This is a genomic window from Pseudoalteromonas sp. GABNS16E, from assembly GCF_028598715.1.
GTDB lineage: Bacteria > Pseudomonadota > Gammaproteobacteria > Enterobacterales > Alteromonadaceae > Pseudoalteromonas > Pseudoalteromonas atlantica.
The window spans coordinates 1-17549 of sequence record NZ_JAQREZ010000034.1; the positions used below are offsets into that span (position 1 = coordinate 1).

Sequence of the window (17549 nt, forward strand, 5' to 3'; positions counted from 1 at the left end):
ACAGGATCAGCAATTGAGATAGAAAAATTATCTAAAAGGTATTTTGATAACGTTGAATCCAATTCTTGGATTATTTCTAAAGTCATATCCTTAATCCTATAAAGGTGACAAACTGTCATCCTTGAATATTTTGAAGTCTAGCTTTCACGCTTGGCAGTTGTCAACTTTTTATTTATCAAGATTGACAGTTATAATTAAATTAGCGAGGAGAAATGCTATGAACTTTAGTTACGAACTAATTGAAAAATATAAAAATTTCATGGGTTACAGTCAGGATAAACAAGTCATTTCTGATTTTGAAGAATTTAACTCTGGTAATATGTCCCAAATTAAAAAGGGAACACGTCATCTAACAGCGAATCAGTGTATTTTTATGGCGAATACCATTGGTATGGATCAAAAAGAAGCATTGTTGAAACTTGCTATCGAAAAATCAAAATCTAAGGAAGAAGGTCAAATCTGGTCTGATATTGTAAAAAAGATTAGTGCAGCATGTGTAGCGCTAACACTAGTTGCAGGACTAGCGAATGCACCAACTGAGGACGCATTTGCGTAATAGCGACAACCCATAAATTACGGTACGTTAAATAAGCTAGTTTATAAGAAAGCGAGCGTGATTATACAAACCAGACCGCTTTTAGGAGAGTAATTAGGTGTTAATTTAGCTCAGAATCTACCCAAAATTTAGTGCCTTTTAATACTGCTTGAAGTGCAAGGCCATTTTCGGTTAAAGAATATACGGTAACTTGGTCGGCAATGGCTTCTGCAACCAGTGCTCCACCTTTATCTTCGTATTTTGCTGCTGCATCTGCGTTTCCGCCAAAGGCCCAACCGTGTTCAATAAATCTATTTACTGCCGCTTGGTTATGAAAAACCATAACAACGTTAAAATCTTTAACGCCTAAACCAAGCCCTAAACCGGCTTCACCCATATTCATGTAGGTTGATTTACCCGTTAAGTTATTTTTTACTACACCGTACCCGCCACCAAAACTAGCTAAAACGACATTTACGTTTGCGTTATCAAATACGGCGTAACCGGCAGAATTGGCAATTTGTTTTTTAACATCGGGTTTTTGTGCGTATAATTTGTCGAGGGTATTGTTTTTCATACTTTGTACTAAAGCGCGTTTTTCGCTAGGTGAAGCACTGCCTGTAGTAGCACAACCTGTTAGTAATACACTTACTGTCAGTAGGGCTAACACTATAAATTTTTTCATAAAACTTTCCTTAATAAGATTCATACCAATACACAACAATGTTTAAATAAATACACTTTCACTATGTCCAATACTAGACAGTATCGGACTTTAACGTTAAGCTGTAAGTCTATTATTTTATTGAATATTTATACATTATGCTTGTTGCTTTAGTTGATACGTTAAAACAATTAAGATACCAAATTGCTCATCTTGACGACGGTACTCTAAACTCAGAATACCCAGAACTTGCATCCTTTATACAGCAAGTTGGCTTGACTGTAACTGAATCAAAGGACGATCTTAAATTTTTATACCAATTTTTATATGTGTACGGCCGAAAATCTGAGGCAACATTTAATCGTTTTCGTAATGAGCTTGAGCGATTTTATTTGTGGTCTTGGCTAATTGCCGAAAAATCTGTATTTAGTTTAAAGCGCGAAGACATTGAAACGTATGTTGATTTTATGGCTGAGCCAGATAAAAAATGGGCATCAACTTCGGTACAATGGCGTTACAAAGATGAACAAGGCATTCGTCGATTAAATCAAAATTGGCGCCCTTTTATATTAAAAGAGTCAATTGCGAGCCAGCAAACATTAGCGGCTATGTTTACTGCGCTAAATGTATTTTATAAGTTTTCTATTTTAGAAGAAAAAACGTTTGCTAACTTTGTGCCTGTAGTGAAAAAAAATAGCCCCTATTTAGTAGTTCAATCTCAAATTCAGATCCCAGACACTTTAAGTGACATACAATGGGAATATGTATTTGGCGTAACACGCGATTTATGTGAAAAAAAACCAGAGCTTGAACGTAACCTATTTACGCTCGCGTGTTTAAAAGGGCTATATTTACGTATATCAGAATTATCAGAGCGCCCGCAGTGGTCGCCAGTTATGTCGCACTTTTGGCAAGATAATGACGGTTTTTGGTTTTTACGTATTATGGGTAAAGGTAATAAGTTGCGAGATGTTACGTTAAGTGATGATTTTGTTGAGTATTTAAAACGTTACCGATTATACAGAGGGTTACCCGCCCTACCTCGCGTTGATGAATCTGAGCCATTGGTGCATAAAATTAGGGGCCAAGGTGGGATGACCGTTAGGCAAATTAGGCGTTTAGTGCAGCAAAGTTTTGATTTAGCTCAGCAATCGTTACTTGATGACGGGTTTAAAGATGATGCAGAACAACTTGAAGCAGCCACTGCCCATTGGCTTCGTCACACGGGTGCAACACATGATGCGCAAACTCGACCGCTAAAACATTTATCGGAAGATTTAGGCCATTCTAAAATTGCGACAACTGATCAAATTTACATTCAAACAAATATTAAAGAGCGAGCAAAATCAGGCGTTAAAAGGAAAATTTAATGGAATACTTAGTAATAGCATTTATTGGTTTTTTATTTTTAGTTTATTCAATTTCAATAAGGCAGTTAGAGCGCACAGAAATAACAGGCCCTATGTTTTTTGTTATTGGCGGCATGTTTTTGGCGTTTTTACTTCCTGATGAAGGCGAAAAACTTAAAACAGGAATAGATTATTTATTACCACTGATAGAGCTAACACTAAGTATATTTTTATTTTCTGATGCGGCTAAATCTAAGTTAGGTGTATTGAGGCATAGTTTTCAATACCCTAGCCTATTACTATTCGTTGCCCTACCCTTAACTTTATTGTGCGGTATTGGTGTTAGCTTATTTTTATTTGCAGAGTTGTCGTTAATTCAATCGGCACTGCTGGCAATTATACTTACACCAACCGATGCCGCTTTGAGTAAAGGGTTATTGCAAAGTACACAAGTGCCCGAAAAAATTAGGGAAGGTATAAATACCGAGAGCGGATTAAACGATGGCTTATGTGTACCCGTATTTTTAATTTTTATTTTATTAGCTAAAAACCCTGACTCTGCTATTACTGCTTCACATACATTAGGTGTGTTTTCAAGAGAGCTTGGCTTAGCATTATTGATTGCTGGTTTTTCTATAGCGATATTTATTCCGGCATTAAATTTTGCAATGCAGCGCCATTACTTTGCAAAAAGCACCAGCCCATTTTTACTTTTAGGTTTTGCGATGGCGGTGTTTTCTATCACTCAATATTTTCATGGCAGCGGTTTTATAGCGGTGTTTATTGCGGGTTTGTTATTTGATAAATTTTCTAAAACTGATATTCGCGCTGAGCTAATAGAGGATTCAGAGCACATTGCTGATTTTACTTCGTTAATGATTTGGTGTTTATTTGGATTTGTTTGTGCGTATTTAGTAATACCCAAATTAAATACAAATATAATTGTGTATGCCTTATTAAGCACTACATTAATTAGAATAATTCCGGTTATGTTATCGTTACAATTTACAGCACTTAATTGGAAGGAACGTTTTACTTTTGCATGGTTTGGGCCACGCGGTTTGGCGTCTATTGTTTTTACTTTAATGGTAATAGACACGCAAATAGAAAATAAATACGATATTGCCACTATTGCAATGACCACTATTTTATTTAGTGTGTTTATACATGGTATAAGTACAAAGCCAATTGCAGATAGCTTCGTTAAAAAATCTAAATAGCGTTTATAAAAATTAGCGAATCTATTGCTTTGGTATAAACACGTTTTTTAGCTTTAAAATAAATCACTTGATGAAGCGAATTGGTATTAATAAAAAAGGCGTAACTTATTTTTAAGTTACGCCTTTTTTATTTTTAACTTTTACTAGCTAAGTACCTGAGCGAGCAACTCTATTGGGTGCTTTGGTTTAAATTGCTCAAAACGTTTTACTTGGCTGCGACACGAAAAACCGGTAGATAAAAGTTGCTCTGGATTATTTTTATCTACTATTGGTTTCCAACTCATTTCGTACAGTGCACGGGAATTTTCTTGGTTTTGTGCTTCATGGCCATAAGTACCGGCCATGCCACAACACCCGGTATTGGTTGTATTTAGGGTTAAACCAATATCAGTAAAAATTGTTTTCCATACACTTGCCGCTTTTGGTAAAGCGGTTGTTTCTGTACAGTGGCTCAGTAATGTAAATTCAGTATCAGTTTTTTGTTTAGCCGATAGAGATTTAAACGATTGAGTTTGTAACCATTCATGGGCAAGTTGTACATGAAATTCGCCGCGATTATTTTCTAAAATGGTTTTGTATTCATCGCGATAACACATAACTAACGATGCATCTAAACCAACCAAAGGCGAATTAATATCAGCGAGTTTATTTAAAAATTCTGCGCCATTTTTTGCGGTTACTTTAAACTCATGCAAAAACCCTTTTACGTGTTGGGCTTTACCATTAGGTTTAAACGGTAATAGCATCGGCTTTTTGCCCAGCGCGGTGATAAGTGTTATAAAACTTTGCACTAACTCGGCTTCGTAAAAGCTGGTAAACGGATCTTGCACTATTAGCACATAGTCATTTTGTTCATCACTTGAAAGTGAATTTAATAATTCAAAATTAAATTTATGTGCTTTTGCTACGCGTTTTTCGAGTGAAGGCACACTTAATTGGGGTGTATCTACATACCCTACTGTTTTTTTAATTAAACTACTTACTAAGTTTGTTTTAACAATTGGGTTGATCACGCGTGCAAATTTAGACATTACAGGCGCCGAACTTTCAATGTTAGCGACTAAATAATCTTTAAGTGGGCGTGCGTAATAACTGTGATAATAATTTAAAAAGCGTGCTCTAAAAGTAGGTACATCGACTTTAATTGGGCAAGATGTTGTACACGCTTTACACGCTAAACATTCATCCATAGACTCTTTTACTTCATGAGAAAAATCGTAAACACCTTTGTTTTTTTCACGGCTATGAACAAAACGCTCCCACCAGGTAATAACTTCGCCTTTGTTAAGCTCTTTTTCTACTTCGAGCAAATCTACATTTTTAGACTCTTGAAGTCGTAACCATTCTCGCATTAATGTTGCGCGGCCTTTTGGAGAATGCCTGCGATCGCCGGTTACTTTATATGAAGGACACATGGGAGAATTTTCGTCGTAGTTAAAACAAATGCCGTTACCATTACAGGTCATTGCATTGTTAAAACTTGTTTTTACATCGATAGAAATTTGCTTATCGAAGTACGAACGTTTTTGCCCATCTACACTAACTAGTGAGTCCTCACTTTCTATAGGAGTACATATTTTTCCGGGGTTTATTCTGTTATTAGGGTCGAACGCTGTTTTTATTTTACGTAGTTGTTTAAATAAATGCTCGCCAAAAAACTCAGGGCCGTATTCACTTCGGTAACCTTTACCATGTTCGCCCCACATTAAGCCGCCGTATTTAGCGGTGAGTTTTACAACTTCGTCTGAAATTTTACGAAGCAGTTTTTCTTGTTCTGGGTCGCACATATCTAGCGCCGGGCGTACATGTAAAACACCCGCATCAACATGGCCGAACATACCGTATTGTAAATTATGGCTATCGAGTAATGCTCTAAATTCTACAATGTAGTCGGCTAAGTTTTCTGGAGGTACGGCGGTATCTTCAGCAAAGGCCAATGGCTTTTGGCTGCCTTTAACATTACCGAGTAATCCGACAGATTTTTTACGCATTGCATAAATTTTTAAAATGTCACTTTTACTGCTGGTTAATTGATAGCCAATAACACCATTGGTTTGATTTGCTACGCACTCATCTAATAATGTGCAAAGTGTGTTTACTTTGTCTTTTATATCTTCAGGTGATACTGCATTAAACTCAACCATGTTGAGTCCTTGCATATCTTTATTTGGTACATCGGTTATTAAGTCCGATACTGAATGCCAAATAATATCTTCGCGAGCCAGATTTAATACTTTGCTATCGACTGTTTCTACCGATGTTGCACGCGCATCAACTAAAAAGGGAGAGTGGCGAAGTGCCGAATCAAAACTGTCGTATTTAATATTTATCAGTGTTTTAAATTCGGCTATGGGAGTTAAGTTTAATTTAGCTTCAGTAACTATACCAAGCGAGCCTTCTGATCCGGTAATTAGCCTACTCATATCAAAAGTTTGTAAGTCATCACTTAGCACATGCTCTAGGTCGTAGCCTGTTAAAAAGCGATTTAAGCGTGGAAATTTTTCTAAAATAGCTTGGCGCTCATTTAAAGAAATTTCCAATACTGTTTTGTAAAGGCTACCGATTAATGATTCTTGCTCGGCTATTACTTTAGCTTTTTCTATGTCTATTGGTGATGTCACCATTGGGCTGCCATCGACTAAATAGGTAGTAAGTCCTAAAACATGGTCGCTAGTTTTACCGTACACTAATGAACCTTGACCTGATGCATCAGTACTGATCATTCCGCCAATAGTTGCTCGGTTACTGGTTGATAAGTCGGGTGAGAAGAAAAAGCCGTACGGTTTTAAAAAGTCGTTTAATTGATCTTTAATTACACCTGTTTGTACTCTAACCCAACCTTCTTCAACGTTAATTTCGAGTATTTCCCGCATGTAGCGAGACAAATCAACCACTATTCCTGGTGTGAGTGATTGCCCATTAGTACCTGTACCACCACCACGTGGGCCAAAAGTAAGCGACAAAAATGGGTCGCGAGATGCTGTTTGCAATGCCAGTTGAATGTCTTTTTCGGTTTTAGGAAAAATAACACCTTGTGGGATTTGCTGATAAATACTGTTATCAGTAGAGGCGGTTAAACGCGTTGCATAGCTTGCATCGGTGTCTCCACTAAATCCCTGATTTTTAAGTGTACTTAAGTAGTTTGCGACAAGCTCTGTCGCTGCATCTTGCTGTGTAATTGTTGCTATCATGACGGCGATAATTTAAGGCATTTGTGTAATTATATCATGGTGATGGCTAATAGAAATTGAAGATTTTACAGTTTGTAACACTCTTTTTATCGTATTTTGAGGTTCTGTATTTATAATCAAGTTAAACCAATGTGCAGAGTTTTATATGAAAAAATTACTATTACAGATCATAGGTGTGTTCTTTATTTTGCTGGGGCTATTTTTTGCTGTAGTAGCTAGGGCGTGTTGACTTTTGGTTGTTGAATTTGCAGCAGTATGTTTGGTTTTTAGGCAAGGCAGAGCCTATGTAGTGTTACTCCCCATAAATAGGCGATAACGCAGCATAAATACCAAACATGCGCTGCCCTATGGGTTCTTTCTAGGGACGATTAACTCTTTGTTACTCGATTTTTACTTAGCCCACTAGGTTACAAACCTCGCGCCGCGATTTAATCGCCCCTAGATTGAACAAATTTCAATCCACAAAGATAAACACGCCCTTAGCCCCTCCCTGATATTTTTTATGGCGGGGTTACTGTGCTTTTCTTTTTACTACCCAAAAGCGAGGCATTATTTAAAGCTTTGCCAAAAAGCCTTAACTAAATCGTGTAATTATTTAGATAAAAAATTAGCACGGTAATTTAGCCCACATACAAAAATGCCAGCATAATTGCTGGCATTTTTATTTTTTACGGGTACTGATGTTTATTTAGCAAGTTTGTCTGCTAGGTATAACCATGTTTCTAGTACTGTATCTGGATTTAGTGAAACAGAATCAATGCCCTGCTCTACTAACCATGCTGCAAAGTCTTCATGATCTGAAGGACCTTGACCACAAATACCTACATATTTGCCCTTTTCTTTAGCTGTTTTAATTGCCATAGAAAGTAGCTTTTTAATCGCAGGATTACGCTCATCAAATAAATGTGCGATTAGGCCTGAGTCACGGTCAAGACCAAGTGTTAGCTGAGTTAAATCGTTAGAGCCGATAGAAAAACCATCGAACATCTCTAAAAATTCATCGGCAAGTAATGCATTTGAAGGAAGCTCACACATCATGATTACTTTTAGACCATTTTCACCACGTTTAAGGCCATGCTCTTCTAGTAATTCGATAACACGTTTACCTTCTTCAAGGGTACGTACGAATGGGATCATGATTTCAATGTTGGTCATACCCATGGTGTTTCTTACGCGTTTAATTGCTTCACACTCAAGGGCAAAACAATCACGGAAGTCTTCAGAGATATAACGTGCAGCACCACGAAAACCAATCATTGGGTTTTCTTCTTCAGGTTCGTACTGCTCACCACCTACTAAGTTTGCATATTCGTTTGATTTAAAATCAGACATACGCACAATTACACGCTCTGGTGCAAAGGCACAGCCTAGCGTTGAAATACCTTCTACTAATTTAGAGATATAAAACTCTACCGGTGATTCGTATCCGGCAATAATGTCGGTAATTTCAGCTTGTAACGCAGGTGATTGTGCATCAAAATTTAATAGCGCTTTAGGGTGAACACCAATCATGCGGTTTATTACAAATTCAACACGTGCAAGGCCAACACCTGCATGTGGTAAACGTGCAAAGTCAAACGCGCGGTCTGGATTACCTACGTTCATCATCACTTTCATTGGTAGTTCTGGCATTTTATCAACGCGCGACGATAGTATTTCAAAATCTAAAATACCTTCGTAGATGTAACCTGTATCGCCTTCAGCACATGATACCGTTACTTCTTGGCCTGCTTTAATTAAATCGGTTGCGTTACCACAGCCAACTACCGCAGGAATACCAAGTTCACGGGCAATAATTGCTGCGTGACACGTACGCCCACCACGGTTTGTAACAATAGCCGCGGCGCGCTTCATGATAGGTTCCCAATCTGGGTCGGTCATGTCGGTAACTAAAATGTCGCCTTCTTGTACTTGGTCCATTTCTTTAATTGAATCAAGTACACGAACAACACCACTACCAATTTTATGACCAATTGCGCGGCCTTCAGCAATTACATTGCTTGTGCCATTTAATTGAAAACGCTCCATAATATTGGCATCTTCGTTTGAGCGAACGGTTTCTGGGCGCGCTTGTACTATGTACAATTTGCCATCGTTTCCGTCTTTTGCCCATTCGATGTCCATAGGACGACCGTAGTGTTTTTCGATTATTACAGCTTGTTTTGCAAGTTCTTGCACTTCTTCATCTGTAATTGAAAATTTGTTTGAAAGGCTTGGCTCTACGTCAACAATTTCTACTTGTTTGCCGTGTGCCTCATCTGTTGAGTAAATCATCTGAATGGCTTTTGAGCCAATATTACGACGTACTACTGATGGCAACCCTTTTTGTAATGTTGGTTTATGAACATAAAATTCATCAGGGTTTACTGCGCCCTGTACAACCATTTCACCTAAACCGTAGCTTGAAGTAACAAATACAACGTCTTCAAAACCAGACTCTGTATCAATACTAAACATAACGCCTGATGCTGATTTATCTGAACGTACCATACGCTGAATACCAGCAGATAATGCAACACCACGATGATCGTAACCTTGGTGAACACGGTACGATATGGCGCGGTCGTTAAATAAAGAAGCAAATACGTGTTTAATAGCGACCATTACTGAGTCGATACCACGTACGTTAAGGAAGGTTTCTTGTTGGCCTGCGAATGATGCATCTGGCATATCTTCAGCGGTGGCTGATGAGCGTACTGCAAATGATACATCAGCTGATGTATCGCCATGAAGTTGGCTGTATGCGTCGCGAATGGCTTGGTCTAGGTTAGGTTGGAATGGGGTATCGATAATCCATTGGCGGATATCGGCACCGACTTTAGTGAGTGTATTTACATCATCAACATCAAGCGTATCTAAAATGTCGTGAATTTTTGCATTGAGTCCAGATTGCTCTAAAAACTCATTGAAAGCGTCGGCTGTAGTGGCAAAACCACCCGGAACCTGTACACCTGCGTTAGCGAGGTTTGAAATCATTTCACCCAGTGAGGCATTTTTGCCGCCAACACGAGGAACATCTTGCATACCAAGCTCTTGATACCAGAGAACGTATTCTTGCACGGGTCTTTCTCCAAAAAACAAATTGTAGTTGTAACTGTGAGAGTTAAGAAAGAAAACCTTTTATAAAGGTCACCTTCATTCTACACTGGCATTAGACCTCACGTAAACCGTGAGTAAGTCATTTTAGGGATTAAACGTAATAAAAAGGTTAACTATGAGAACTGCTTTTTATATATCAGACGGCACTGCTATTACCTCCGAAGTGTTTGGTCACGCGACTTTGTCGTTGTTTCCGGTTGAATTTAATCATAAAACTATTCCTTTTGTAGAAACAGAAGAAAAAGCAAATGAAATTAAAGCGTTGATAAACGCAACTGCTGCAAAAGAAGGTGAGAAGCCATTTGTATTCTTTACCTTCGTAAATCACAACTTAAGTGAAATTATTAAATCGGCCGATGCAATCGCGTATGATTTTTTGTCTACTTACAGTGAAAAAATAGAAAAAGAGCTTAATGTTGCGCCAGTGCCAAAAATGCATCGTACCCACTCTATTCATGAAAAAAGTTATGACTTTAGAATAGATGCGGTTAACTATGCCCTTATGAATGATGATGGCGGAAATATTAAAAACTTTTCTGAAGCCGATATTATTTTAGTAGGTGTTAGCAGAAGCGGTAAAACACCAACAAGCTTGTACTTAGCCCTACAGTACGGCATTAAGGCTGCAAATTACCCAATAACTGAAGACGACTTAGAGAGTGAGGGACTACCTAAATGTTTACTCCCTTACAAACATAAGTTATTTGGGTTAACTATTGACCCTGAGCGTTTGGCTGCAATTAGGCATCGCCGTATGGCAAATTCTAAATACGCATCAATAAGACAATGCCGAATTGAAGTGCGTGAAGTTGAAATGCTTTATAAGCGACATAAAATTGCATACTTTAATTCTACCCATCATTCTGTAGAGGAAATATCTGCAAAAATCTTAATAGACAGTAACCTTGAGCGACGTAAGTACTAACCAACTGATTTACTGTTTTGCTAAAAAAAGCCGCATAATGCGGCTTTAGTTTATATTTATTACTTACGAGCGTCTTTTAGTAAGTCAGCTACTAAAAAGCCTACTTCTAATACTTGGTCTGCATTTAGACGCGGGTCACATTGTGTTTTGTAACGTTGCGCTAGGTCATCATCAGATAAACCGTATGCACCACCGGTACACTCTGTAACGTGCTGGCCAGTCATTTCTAAGTGGATACCACCTGCGTATGAACCTTCAGCTTTGTGTACAGCAAAAAACTGGCTAATTTCGCGCATGATATTATCAAAGCTACGCGTTTTATAGCCTGATGTCGCTTTTTCAGTGTTACCGTGCATTGGATCCGAGCTCCAAATAACTTTACGGCCTTCTTGCTGAACGCGTCTTACAAGTGCTGGAAGTTTTTCCGGCAGTACGTCGGCACCCATTCGTGTAATTAGCGTTAAACGGCCCGGAATGTTATCTGGGTTTACAGCATCAATTAAACGAATTAGGTCATCTGGGTCCATTCCTGGGCCAACTTTAACACCAATAGGGTTTTTAATACCTTTGAAAAACTCAATGTGTGCATGATCTAATTGACGCGTACGCTCACCAATCCACACAAAGTGCGCAGAACAGTCGTACCAGTCACCTGAAAGGTGATCGCGACGAGTTAGTGCTTCTTCATAGCCTAGCAATAACGCTTCGTGAGACGTGTATAAGTCGGTTTCTTTAAGGCTTGGCGCAATAGTAGAATTAATGCCACATACTTCCATAAATTCAAGTGCGTCTTGAATTTTGTCAGCAAGCTGTTGGAATCGCTCTTTTTGCGGATTAGCGGCTACAAAGCCCATGTTCCAGCGATTCACTTGGTGTAAATCTGCTAAGCCACCTTGTGCAAATGCACGGAGTAAGTTTAATGTAGCTGCACTGTTGTGGTATGCCTTCATTAAACGTTGTGGATCGGGAATACGTGCTTCTTCTGTAAACTCAAAGCTATTTACAATATCACCACGGTAAGATGGTAAAGATACACCGTCAATAGTTTCTAAATCTGCAGAGCGTGGTTTAGCGTATTGGCCTGCCATACGTGCAATTTTAACAACTGGGCATTTACCGCCGTATGTTAAAACAACTGCCATTTGTAAAATGGTTTTAAATGTATCGCGAATATTAGCGGCATTAAAGTCGCTAAATGATTCGGCACAGTCGCCACCTTGAAGTAAAAATGCACGACCTTCACATACATCTTCTAATTGTTTAAAGAGGCTTCTTGTTTCTTCTGCAAAAACAAGTGGCGGAGCACTCTTTAACTGGCTTTCTACTGTTTTCAGTTCTTCTTGATCTGGGTACTGTGGCTGCTGCAGTATTGGCAGTTCTCTCCAGCTATTTGGGTTCCACGATTGCATGTTCTTTCCTCATTCCTACTTTACCTGATATAAAGAAATTAACGTATGCATGGCCCTAAGTTCAAGGACTATATTCACTATTTACCAACTAATTTGTTATGAGTTAAATATATATAAGGTTATTTGTGATTTTAAGGCTGTTCATGCTTAGTTTTAAGCGTGTTTTAATTTTACTATTTTTATTTAAATACAATAAGTTAAATATATGAAGGCGTTTTTTTAACCATCCCAAACCAAATTGAATTCAAAGCCTTAAAGTTAACAGTTTCTTTAGGAACACATCATACTTAAAGTCGGTTAAATGTAATCTTAGCTTTACAGTGCTAATTTAATTAAATCAACCAAGTGGCTAGAATTTATTTTGAGTGTGTGATACGTGATTCAGGGTTATGTAAGGCTATAGTAATAAGTCCACTTTATTGTGTACAGCTGTGATCAGGTTATTAGACGATGCCAGTACTCTAATTAGGGCTACTAAAAACAGTCTGTATGAACCACTACTTTAAATATTAAGTTGTAGTAGAGTTTATTTTCACAGAGCAGCCACCCCCCTTACAGGTGCCTAGCGCTGTATTACAAGTATCACTTATAAGCAATTATATAATGAGTGCCCAACACTATCCAAAGTGGCGAACCAAAAAATTGATTGCTGGCCTTAAACTAAAGGCTCAATAACTATTTTACACAGAGCGATAATATATAAAAGTATACATCGCCCTGGTAATTACCTGTGTTACAACAATTTCCCCCATCTAGATAAATACGCATAAGTGTATTGATCACGCCTGGGTTCACTAATTCTTTCTGTTATATGCAAATATTCACACACCGAATCCCACAAGCATAAGCAAACAGCTCTAAAGAACACATCATACATAACTTAAATTAAGTGTAATCTTAACTTAAGTAAAATAAATAAACTTTAAAAAAACAGAGGAAAAGGTTAAACTTAATAATTAAATAAGTAAGATGTGTTCTCAGGGTGGTTATGGTTTCTAAAGTACAAATAAGAAGTCAGTTTGATTTAATGAATGAATTAACATCGTTATTGATTGATGAATTACGTGTCTGTGAATATTCAAAGGCTGAGTATTATCAGCTACCAGATATAAATAGTGTTGATGAAAATATTATTCCCGAGTCAATTCCTGTAAAAAAATTAACCGGCGAAATTGCTCATAGGGCAATTTTAAACTCATTTACTGATATTTATAAAAAAGAAAGTTTAAGTAGTAGAGTACTAAAGCGTCATCCTGGGCTTTTGGTTTTAAAAAATGCAGATGTCCTAGCATTAACTAGCCGAATACAACAAGTTAATAAAGCTAAGGCTGCTTTTAAGGAGTGTGTTTTGGCTATCGATAATAACGATGCTCGATTTGAAGCTGTTCATAACGCGGTTCCAAATTTAATCACTCTTGCAGCCTATCGAAAAATTTATTTTCAAAGTGAGTCCCCTTTTTCAGTGAGATTTACTTGGATGCATAAGCATGCAACTAAAACTCTAACTAAAAAAATGGCACTTGAAATGCTCGATAAATCCGCTGGTTATAGAAATCCAAGAATGATAGACCAACAAAAATGGCAGTCCCTTGTTGCACAAGAGCAAATGCGAGTAGCTAGTTTAGGTGAAAAAGAAAAGTTAAGAATTCGCCGCCCTACCCGAGTAAGTCCCCAAGTTAATGTTAGGTACACCGCAGAAAATAGGTATCACGTAAGTGCTGCATTGCCGTTTATTTTAATTAACCCACAGCCCGATGTTAAGTTAGGTACTTTGCCAGATTATCAAAAACCAGAGTCTCACCCGAGAAAAAAAGAGTATGACTTTTTAGTGGATAGACTTTATTTAGAACAAGTAGATAAATAATTATGTTAAAAAGGCCACATAGTGTGGCCTTTTTGGTAAGTAGTCTAGTATTTTAACCGTTGTTATTTTTCGACTATTTCTTCTATTTTATCTTCATCAATTAAAACTGCGTTTTCGACAATTCGTTTACCACCTTGAATCTCAATACGCTTATTGTGCTTGTTGAGCGTGAGTATCTCATCACAAAACTGATCAGAAGGATGCATTTCATAGGTGTAATCAATAATATTACCGGTTTTATCATCTTTTACATTAGTAATGCTGTATTCCGAAATAGCCCCTTTTTCAATCAAATCTTTCATTGTTGTGGTCATATCACGGCGTAATGCTTTTAGTTTGTTTTCTGTGATATCGTCGGTTGAATAAATTGAGCCGTATTTTTCCATAATAGATAGCAATCTAAAATGATACGTTTTACCAGGCGCGGCATAACGCCAAAGGTGGTATAAACGCAGCATCATCCAACGCGATAAACCACGTTTTAACTCTTGCGCACTGTTAAAGTAATACCCTTTGTATTCAAGGTTATCAATCATGTTATGAACAAATGCATTTAAACATGCAACACATTTTACGTTGCCACCTTGGCCTTTTTTACCACTAAAATGAAGAGATGATAAAAAGTTCATATTTGACTCATAAAAAGAATCATCAATATCTGTATTTTTAGTATCAGTAGCCGAGTATTTAAATGAAAGTTTAGAACCTTGAAGTGCTTCCAATGATTCTTTAATTTGTGGGTATGGCATTGATTGGCCAACCGCTTTAAGTTCTTGGGCTAATTCGTTCATCGAAAAAACCACGGCATATTGAATACCGGACTTAAAATTGATTTTTACGATTTTACCTTTCGATGCAAGGCGAATTAACGCGCGCTCAACTTTTTCTTCTCTATCCGATGGCCACACTAAATATTCTACGTCTTCGCCATCTTTACGCGTGCTTACAACGGCCGGTGTAATTTTTATTTCGCCGTCATATAAAATACCATCCACTTTTTCGGATATTTTACGCGTAATAATTGTTTTTTTAGGTGCTTCTTCCAATGGCAATTTTTTATGCCCAGAACGTACAAAACGCCCCCATAAATCATAGTGGTTAAACGTGTTTGAATAAGCACGTAACCCATGAGCGGCATTTTCGATAGAAATTCGCACATCTTTGTTATCTGTAAATAGTGCTAAACTTTCGTTATCTATTGCACTTTCCACCCCGTGTATTTGGCCCCTAAGTGTATCGGGCAAGTTATCTACCGAGATGTTGACCTTTCGGCTCATTGTTCTGATTTCCATTTTTTATTGCGACAGCTAATAACAACACATTAAGCAACAAAAGTTAAATGTTTAAGTTAGTATAAAACTGATCCGAGTATAAATAAACGTAACGGATCATTATTATACTAAGTAGTGAGTGATAAGCTTAATTTCAGATCACTATTTTACTAAGATAAGCTTCTCAAGCTAAATTTTTACTAACTCAATTTATTTTTTGTCCATTAAAAGCGCTATTTTTAAACTTTTTACACGACAAACGTTAGTAAAATAAATACCTGCTGTGGATAACAGCACTTCGAGTTAGCATAGATCTGATCTGTACTTACTACAGATCAGATCTATACCAATTAAACGCCCTGTTCTTCGTAGGCTTAAGTGTATAACTTTATAATTTACTTAGTAAAAAACTGATCTCAGACAGTCATTTTGTAAATAACTTATTGAGTAAGTTGTGCATAACTCTAATATTTAAATAAGGCTTAGTAAAAAGCTGATCTGCATGTAGATAAAGATCTGATCTTAACGAAGTATAAAGGTGATCTGCTTTTTTTAACATTATTTATAAATATCATATAGTTATATAGCTATTATACACCCTTAACCTTTATTACCTTATATATTTAACCACCTTTAAACTTCTTTATTTATACTAAGCAACCTTAAAGGTGTAAAAATATTTTTAAATGTCTTGTTATTAAAATGCATGTCGCCTTAAATAGTTGTTTACAGCTATTTGAATGGACATTATACTAACTGCCTAACTTTGAGGAAGAAAGTATGTCTATCAATAATAACGCGCTAAGTACTTACCGGCTTTTAAAAGCAACAGCCGAAGTTGCTGAAAAATCTTTAAAAGGACGCATACAACACTATCGCGCTCATCTTAAATCAGAAGAAAAAGAATTAAGAACTTACACCCAAAAAGCGGCAGCAGATTTATTAGGGTGTAATAATCGTACCTTAAAACGTCGTCATGACAATGGTGACTTTGATGATTTAAATATTAAGCGTGGTGCAAATGGGCACTATGCGTACACGTTAGTTAATATTTTTGCGATGGCCGATATCATGGATATTCAGCCAGATCACCGCACTGCTAACGATAAACTCCAAGTTATTGTTATTAATTCACTTAAAGGTGGTTGTGGTAAAACAACCAGTATGGTTAATATTGCTGCTGCATTGGCGACGACTAATATCAAACGTTATCGTATTGGTATTATTGATTTAGATCCTCAAGGTTCGTCTTCTAGCTTTTTCCCTTCTAACGATCACGACCCTGTTACGGTAGGCGACTTAATGCGTGATTGTATTGATTTAGACGAAGGCGAAACCTGGCCAGAGTTTGTTTCTAGCGCTTTTGTGACTACGCATATTCCTAATATTCGTGTTTTACCCTCAGGTATGGATGACTTTTACTTTGAACACGAGACCGCAACACTTTTAAAAGACACCTCTAATTACGAACAAACACGTCATTATCATAAGCTTTTAGAAAAGGTTATTGAGCCGGTTAAAGACGAATTCGATATTATTTTAATCGATACCGCTCCTACTCTTAACTTTATGTTTTATAATGCTTTAATGGCCTCTACGGCGATGCTTATTCCGGTTCATCCAGAAGCTGTAGATTTTGATGCTAATAATAAATATTTAAAGCGTTTAGGTGAGATTTACCACACAGTAGCGGCACTTGGTCATGAAGGTTGGGACTTTATGCAGTTTTTAGTGACCAATTACGTTAAGGGTAATCATTCACAGCGCGATATTGTTAAAGATGTACGTAGTGCGTTTGGCCGCCAAGTAATGAGCTACCCAATTAATCACAGCTCGGCAATTACGGCTAGTTCATCGTCTTTTAATACCATATTTGATCAAAAAGCATCGGATAGTTTAGCAAGTCGCGAGTCTTTATTACGCGCGCAAGAAAATATTAAAGATGTTGTGGACGAATTAGAAATGCTTATTCGTTCTAATTGGGAGTCAACCCAATCGTCACTTAACAACACTAAGTAAGGA

General features: G+C 37.4%; 11 protein-coding genes. 6 read left to right on the plus strand and 5 right to left on the minus strand.

All coding sequences use genetic code 11. From position 1 onward, the window contains the following. The first annotated feature begins 217 nt into the window (after positions 1-217). Positions 218-556 (plus strand): DUF3693 domain-containing protein, encoded by a 339-nt coding sequence (locus PSI06_RS13705; RefSeq protein WP_169017723.1) that lies wholly within the window; start codon positions 218-220, stop codon positions 554-556. A gap of 100 nt (positions 557-656) precedes the next feature. Here the strand turns inward: PSI06_RS13705 and PSI06_RS13710 are convergent, their stop codons facing one another. Beyond that, positions 657-1220, minus strand: coding sequence for a YSC84-related protein (locus PSI06_RS13710; RefSeq protein WP_273604427.1), 564 nt, complete (start codon positions 1218-1220; stop codon positions 657-659). A gap of 137 nt (positions 1221-1357) precedes the next feature. Here PSI06_RS13710 and PSI06_RS13715 point away from each other — a divergent pair, with 137 nt between their 5' ends. Beyond that, entirely contained in the window at positions 1358-2569 is a 1212-nt protein-coding gene (locus PSI06_RS13715) for a tyrosine-type recombinase/integrase (protein ID WP_273604428.1), read from the plus strand. After that, on the plus strand, positions 2569-3768 hold the full coding sequence (locus PSI06_RS13720) for a cation:proton antiporter (RefSeq protein ID WP_273604429.1): 1200 nt from the start codon (positions 2569-2571) through the stop codon (positions 3766-3768). The genes PSI06_RS13715 and PSI06_RS13720 overlap by 1 nt, the downstream gene beginning before the upstream one ends. A 143-nt stretch (positions 3769-3911) precedes the next feature. Here the strand turns inward: PSI06_RS13720 and ydiJ are convergent, their stop codons facing one another. Further along, positions 3912-6959 carry a D-2-hydroxyglutarate dehydrogenase YdiJ gene (gene ydiJ, locus PSI06_RS13725; RefSeq protein ID WP_273604430.1) on the minus strand — a complete coding sequence of 1016 codons (3048 nt, stop codon included), beginning with the start codon at positions 6957-6959 and terminating at the stop codon, positions 3912-3914. A 684-nt stretch (positions 6960-7643) separates the two neighbouring features. Further along, entirely contained in the window at positions 7644-10019 is a 2376-nt protein-coding gene (ppsA, locus tag PSI06_RS13730; RefSeq protein ID WP_273604431.1) for a phosphoenolpyruvate synthase, read from the minus strand. Positions 10020-10173: 154 nt separating this feature from the next. Here ppsA and ppsR point away from each other — a divergent pair, with 154 nt between their 5' ends. After that, positions 10174-10983 carry a posphoenolpyruvate synthetase regulatory kinase/phosphorylase PpsR gene (gene ppsR, locus PSI06_RS13735; protein WP_004586305.1) on the plus strand — a complete coding sequence of 270 codons (810 nt, stop codon included), beginning with the start codon at positions 10174-10176 and terminating at the stop codon, positions 10981-10983. Between the two features lie 59 nt (positions 10984-11042). On the opposite strand, the gene PSI06_RS13740 is transcribed toward ppsR, so the two are convergent. Further along, positions 11043-12392, minus strand: a complete 1350-nt coding sequence (locus tag PSI06_RS13740) for a class II 3-deoxy-7-phosphoheptulonate synthase (protein WP_024032363.1) — start codon at positions 12390-12392, stop codon at positions 11043-11045. Positions 12393-13380: 988 nt separating this feature from the next. Here PSI06_RS13740 and PSI06_RS13745 point away from each other — a divergent pair. Then, complete coding sequence (locus PSI06_RS13745; RefSeq protein ID WP_273604432.1) at positions 13381-14256, plus strand: DNA replication terminus site-binding protein; 876 nt, start codon at positions 13381-13383, stop codon at positions 14254-14256. Between the two features lie 62 nt (positions 14257-14318). On the opposite strand, the gene PSI06_RS13750 is transcribed toward PSI06_RS13745, so the two are convergent. Further along, entirely contained in the window at positions 14319-15533 is a 1215-nt protein-coding gene (locus PSI06_RS13750) for a hypothetical protein (RefSeq protein WP_004586302.1), read from the minus strand. 774 nt (positions 15534-16307) lie between these two features. Between PSI06_RS13750 and PSI06_RS13755 the strand changes: the two genes are divergently transcribed. Beyond that, positions 16308-17546 carry an AAA family ATPase gene (locus PSI06_RS13755; RefSeq protein ID WP_004586301.1) on the plus strand — a complete coding sequence of 413 codons (1239 nt, stop codon included), beginning with the start codon at positions 16308-16310 and terminating at the stop codon, positions 17544-17546. Positions 17547-17549 lie beyond the last annotated feature (3 nt).

What these genes read in the sequence shown, in the direction of transcription:
- PSI06_RS13705 (WP_169017723.1), top strand. Translation starts at nt 218, where the DNA reads ATGAACTTTAGTTACGAACTAATTGAAAAATATAAAAATTTCATGGGT.
- PSI06_RS13710 (WP_273604427.1), bottom strand. Translation starts at nt 1,220, where the DNA reads ATGAAAAAATTTATAGTGTTAGCCCTACTGACAGTAAGTGTATTACTA.
- PSI06_RS13715 (WP_273604428.1), top strand. Translation starts at nt 1,358, where the DNA reads ATGCTTGTTGCTTTAGTTGATACGTTAAAACAATTAAGATACCAAATT.
- PSI06_RS13720 (WP_273604429.1), top strand. Translation starts at nt 2,569, where the DNA reads ATGGAATACTTAGTAATAGCATTTATTGGTTTTTTATTTTTAGTTTAT.
- ydiJ (WP_273604430.1), bottom strand. Translation starts at nt 6,959, where the DNA reads ATGATAGCAACAATTACACAGCAAGATGCAGCGACAGAGCTTGTCGCA.
- ppsR (WP_004586305.1), top strand. Translation starts at nt 10,174, where the DNA reads ATGAGAACTGCTTTTTATATATCAGACGGCACTGCTATTACCTCCGAA.
- PSI06_RS13740 (WP_024032363.1), bottom strand. Translation starts at nt 12,392, where the DNA reads ATGCAATCGTGGAACCCAAATAGCTGGAGAGAACTGCCAATACTGCAG.
- PSI06_RS13745 (WP_273604432.1), top strand. Translation starts at nt 13,381, where the DNA reads ATGGTTTCTAAAGTACAAATAAGAAGTCAGTTTGATTTAATGAATGAA.
- PSI06_RS13750 (WP_004586302.1), bottom strand. Translation starts at nt 15,533, where the DNA reads ATGAGCCGAAAGGTCAACATCTCGGTAGATAACTTGCCCGATACACTT.
- PSI06_RS13755 (WP_004586301.1), top strand. Translation starts at nt 16,308, where the DNA reads ATGTCTATCAATAATAACGCGCTAAGTACTTACCGGCTTTTAAAAGCA.